This is a genomic window from uncultured Methanobrevibacter sp., assembly GCF_937898925.1.
Lineage (GTDB): Archaea > Methanobacteriota > Methanobacteria > Methanobacteriales > Methanobacteriaceae > Methanobrevibacter.
The window spans coordinates 1-4,084 of the sequence record NZ_CALDKF010000025.1; the positions used below are offsets into that span (position 1 = coordinate 1).

Annotated in this window: 6 protein-coding genes; 5 read left to right on the forward strand and 1 reads right to left on the reverse strand. The window is 28.6% G+C overall.

The window, feature by feature from the left end; translation table 11 throughout:
* The 4 genes from Q0409_RS01835 to Q0409_RS01850 form a co-directional block, all read left to right on the forward strand.
* A partial coding sequence (locus tag Q0409_RS01835; RefSeq protein ID WP_298534468.1) for a nuclease domain-containing protein occupies window positions 1–398 on the forward strand: 398 nt, incomplete at its 5' end.
* Between the two features lie 721 nt (window positions 399–1,119).
* Entirely contained in the window at window positions 1,120–1,269 is a 150-nt protein-coding gene (locus Q0409_RS01840; RefSeq protein ID WP_296856105.1) for a hypothetical protein, read from the forward strand.
* A gap of 187 nt (window positions 1,270–1,456) precedes the next feature.
* Entirely contained in the window at window positions 1,457–1,648 is a 192-nt protein-coding gene (locus Q0409_RS01845) for a hypothetical protein (RefSeq protein ID WP_298534471.1), read from the forward strand.
* A 154-nt stretch (window positions 1,649–1,802) separates the two neighbouring features.
* On the forward strand, window positions 1,803–2,336 hold the full coding sequence (locus tag Q0409_RS01850) for a hypothetical protein (RefSeq protein WP_298534473.1): 534 nt from the start codon (window positions 1,803–1,805) through the stop codon (window positions 2,334–2,336).
* A 33-nt stretch (window positions 2,337–2,369) separates the two neighbouring features.
* Here Q0409_RS01850 and Q0409_RS01855 read toward each other — a convergent pair whose 3' ends face one another.
* Window positions 2,370–2,942 (reverse strand): carboxypeptidase-like regulatory domain-containing protein, encoded by a 573-nt coding sequence (locus Q0409_RS01855; protein WP_298534475.1) that lies wholly within the window; start codon window positions 2,940–2,942, stop codon window positions 2,370–2,372.
* 765 nt (window positions 2,943–3,707) lie between these two features.
* On the opposite strand from Q0409_RS01855, the gene Q0409_RS01860 reads away from it, so the two are divergent.
* The coding region (locus Q0409_RS01860) for a hypothetical protein (protein ID WP_298534477.1) at window positions 3,708–4,084 on the forward strand (377 nt) is incomplete at its 3' end.

A 4,084-nucleotide genomic window follows, 5' to 3' on the forward strand; every position in this document is an offset into this window, starting at 1 on the left:
AAATATCAATTGATCTGATGTATAATAAAACATTTAAAAAGGATTCTGACTATTATTCATATTCAGTTAAATTAAGGCCAGATTACACCCTATCCATCAGATTTGGAGAAAAAACATTCCTGATTCATTTTGATGCAAAATATAAATTGGATATTAAATCAGAGGATTATAAAAACCAGGATGTGGTTAAAATGCATTCATATAAGGATGCAATTGAAGATACAATAGCAGCTTATGTGCTTTATCCTGGAAGAGAAAAGGAAATATTTTATGAAAAAGAAGGTGCTTTGGAATCTGTTGGGGCATTTCCATTAAATCCAAGAGATGATAGGAAAAACAAGAAGGATTTATTGGAATTTTTATCTAATTTTATATTGGATTTAATTAATTTGAATTAGAATTTTTTAAATAATTATCTATTTTTTATAGTTATCTATCAAGTATCTATCATATATCTATCAAAATTATTCTATATATTACAAACTAATTTTACAGCCCTTAAACGCCTTATTTTTCCATGTAAGCAAGTGCTTGCACTCGAAAATCTTTATAAATGAGTCTAACATAAATAATAGTAAGTACAATTGAATCCAATTGTACAAATTTCTTTTTATTCATAATTTCCTCATTAAATGTAAATATGCGGGGAGAATTGTTCTTCCTGTATATCAAACACGTTTTTTTTAAAATTGATTAAAAACTCCCCTAAAATCAATTCTTAACTCAATTAAGTATTTATAATCAAAATAAAAAACTTAATATACTAATTTTTACAAAATATCAATTGTAATAATAGTTACTATTATTAAAATAAAAGGGTTGGTTACAGTTATCCTTAGATGAGATTTGACTGATTCTCTAGGAACATATAATGATTATTAATGTCTTGGAATTGGAACATCAATTATCTTGAAGGGGTTTGATTGAAGGTTCCTCTTTTATTGGATCATTAATGCAAAAATCGTTATATCGGGGGTTGAATCAGTAGGTTATCTGATAAGGGTGATTTTCTTTGATTAGAAAATGTTAGTTCCTTTAAGCTAATATTGTAGGGGTTGGTTATCTTTTATTGATTTGCTTTTTTATTTTTAATTATTTTTTAATTCTGGAGATTTTACATTGAAGATTAGAAAAAATTCCTCTACCGATGAAAATAAAGAGGATAATGATTTTATTGATAGAACCAATCGTGCTTTAGAGCGTATGGACAAATCAGATAAGAAAGCTTTATCTAAAGAGGAGTTTCTAAAGGATTTAGAATCCTGGTAAATTTCTTAATTTAAAAATTGTTTTAATCTTGTTATAATATTATATCTCAATTATTTTTTACTATTTTTTATAAATATTTTATTAAACTTGTTATTTTTCAATTTAACTCTTATATTGACCTTATTTTTTAGAAAAAACTTATATACTTCTTTTAATAGAGTTTATTTCACTGTTAAAGAGGTGAATCATGTTAATAAGTCATCATGAAGATAAGTCCTTTAAGATACTGATTGATATTACAATGCATGATTTTTTAAAAGGGATTGGAATTGAAGATGAGATAATTGTTCCGCTTCCAACTGAGCTCATGGCCACCAATTGCATGAATCGCAGATTGGATTACTGTGGCCTGTCTAGAAATTTAAATCATCAATGTTGAATTCCAATCAACTGTCTTAAGCGAAGAGGATGAGATTAGAATCTTTGATTACGCTTCCTCCTTATTTGTAAAGTTCAAACTTCCAGTAAAAACATTTATTATAAGTACAGTTGAAGATAAGAGCCGCAAAATAGAAAAATGGCATCATAATGATGTGTTTACTATTTATATCATATCGTTAAAGGATAGGGACGGATTGAAAGCTTTAAATAGTATAAAATCAAAAATAAGGAACAAGGAAACCTTTAATGGTGAAGATATCGTTTCATTGATTTCAATTGTTTTTATGAAATCGGACTTTAATGAAAAGGAATTGTTGTTTGAAGTTGGAGATTTGACGAATAAGGCAAGATTCGAATCTGACTTTGTTAAAGATCAAGTAAAGTCAATTCTATTGATTTTAGGGAATAAATTCATAAAAGATAAAGAGGAATTAAAAAATTTTGGTGATATTATGATGGAGTCAAGTCATTTATTATCTTTTGTTAAAAGAACAAGTGGAGATTTAATAGAAGAAGGAAGAAAAGAAGGCAAATCTATAGGTATTGGTGAAGGAGTGGAATTAGGTAGAAAAGATGGAATTATTTCAGTAGCTAAAAGGATGTTGATGAGAGGTATGGATATTGATGTAATTTCCGAACTTACTGGCCTGTCAATAGAAGAGATAAATTCTTTAAAGGAAAAATAATTATTTAAAAAAAGAGTAAAGTACTGATAGAAATCAGTACCCATAAGTCAAGATGTTTCCATCTTCATCCACGATTCTAAAGTATCCGTCATCGTAGGTTATTCTATATGTTCCATCACCAAGGTCTTCTCTTGAAACCTCATGCTCTTTTGGATCCCAGCCGTCAATGACATCATCCGCCTTATTGTCTGTTTTGTACTTGTCACTGCTACTTGCATTTGCTTTCTTCTTCACATAGATGTTTCCGCTAAGTGTAGCCTGCTTGTAATCCTTGTTTCCATTGAACTTAGCGGAAAGTGTAAAGTTGTCTGCAATCAGGTCTTCTAATCTGCACTCTCCATTTTCATTTGTCTTGAGAGTGAAGTTTTCAGTGACTCCATTGCTTCCATGGGTAAGGTTTATCTCAATCCTTTGACCTGCTATTGGAGTTTTGTTCTCATCTGAAAGCTTCAGTATCAGGCTGTCACCTTCAGTAAGGCTTTGGCTGCTTTCCATAGTTAAAATTGCAGTCTCTCCGCTTCCAAATGGATTTGCCATGAGGAATATTCCAATTGCAAGAAGAATGATTACTGTAGCGCATATGATTATTATATCTCTTGAATTCATATTAACCCCCAAATTGAATTTTGATTTTAGTTAATTAATATTATTATGACACTCTTATTTTATTCTTTTCTATTTTCCATCAATCCACTTGAACTTTAGATTCATCATAAATTATTTTAAGCACTTTCTATAAATCATATCTTGTGATATTTTCTAATATCTAGATTAGATACATATCACTTTAGTTATCAAATCATGTTAAGGGCAGTATGATTATATTGATTATGCTGCTCTATTAAAAAATTGAACAAAACTTTTAAAATGTCTATTTTCACAAACTTTTTTTTACACATTCATCTAATTTTCAACCGCTATTTTTTTCAAAAATTCATAAAAAAATTCATCATATTTTATAATTTATAAAATTCATTTAACAAATTTTATATATAATTAATACTATATATATAAAACATAAAGTACATTGGATTATTTTTCAAATATACTTTATGTAAGGCAGTGCTAAGAAATATAGGATTTAAAAAATTACCCTAAAACTATATAATTAAAAAAATTTATTAAAACTATCAAACTGTATTATTAATAAAAACTATTATTTTTCCTAAAATATATGTTTTTAAAAGCTAAAATTTGTTTAATCAAATCCTTATCTTTTAAACAAAGTTTAAAGATTGTTCCTTAAGTATATCCCCTTAATATCCTTTAAGAAACGCTTTAATCAATAAAAGTCTTTTTATTCATATATTTTAAAACACGGATCCTATTTTTCTTAGTCATTACCTTATTTTGTATTAATGAGGTGAAACTTTGAAAATGAAAAGAACTTTTCTTATTTTATTAGTGTTATTCTGTGTTGCGACAATGGCAGTGTCATCTGTCTCTGCAGCAAGCGATGATATTGCAATGGATGATGTCATTGCCATTGATGATAATGCTATAAATGAAGTTAGTCTCGAAACGGATGATTCCATATCTGATTCCATTCAGGCAGGTGTGGATGATTCCGATGATAAATCCTTAGAACCCGCTCCATTAAAGGACGGGGCATCAACCATTTACGTTTCAAAAACTGGTGATGATTCTAATGATGGATTAAGTGAAGAGAACGCTGTAGCAACTATTGCCAAAGGATATGAACTTGCTGGTGATGGTTCTACAATAAATATTGGTGCTGGTACATATGA

What these genes read in the sequence shown, in the direction of transcription:
- Q0409_RS01845 (WP_298534471.1), top strand. Translation starts at nt 1,457, where the DNA reads ATGTTAATAAGTCATCATGAAGATAAGTCCTTTAAGATACTGATTGAT.
- Q0409_RS01855 (WP_298534475.1), bottom strand. Translation starts at nt 2,942, where the DNA reads ATGAATTCAAGAGATATAATAATCATATGCGCTACAGTAATCATTCTT.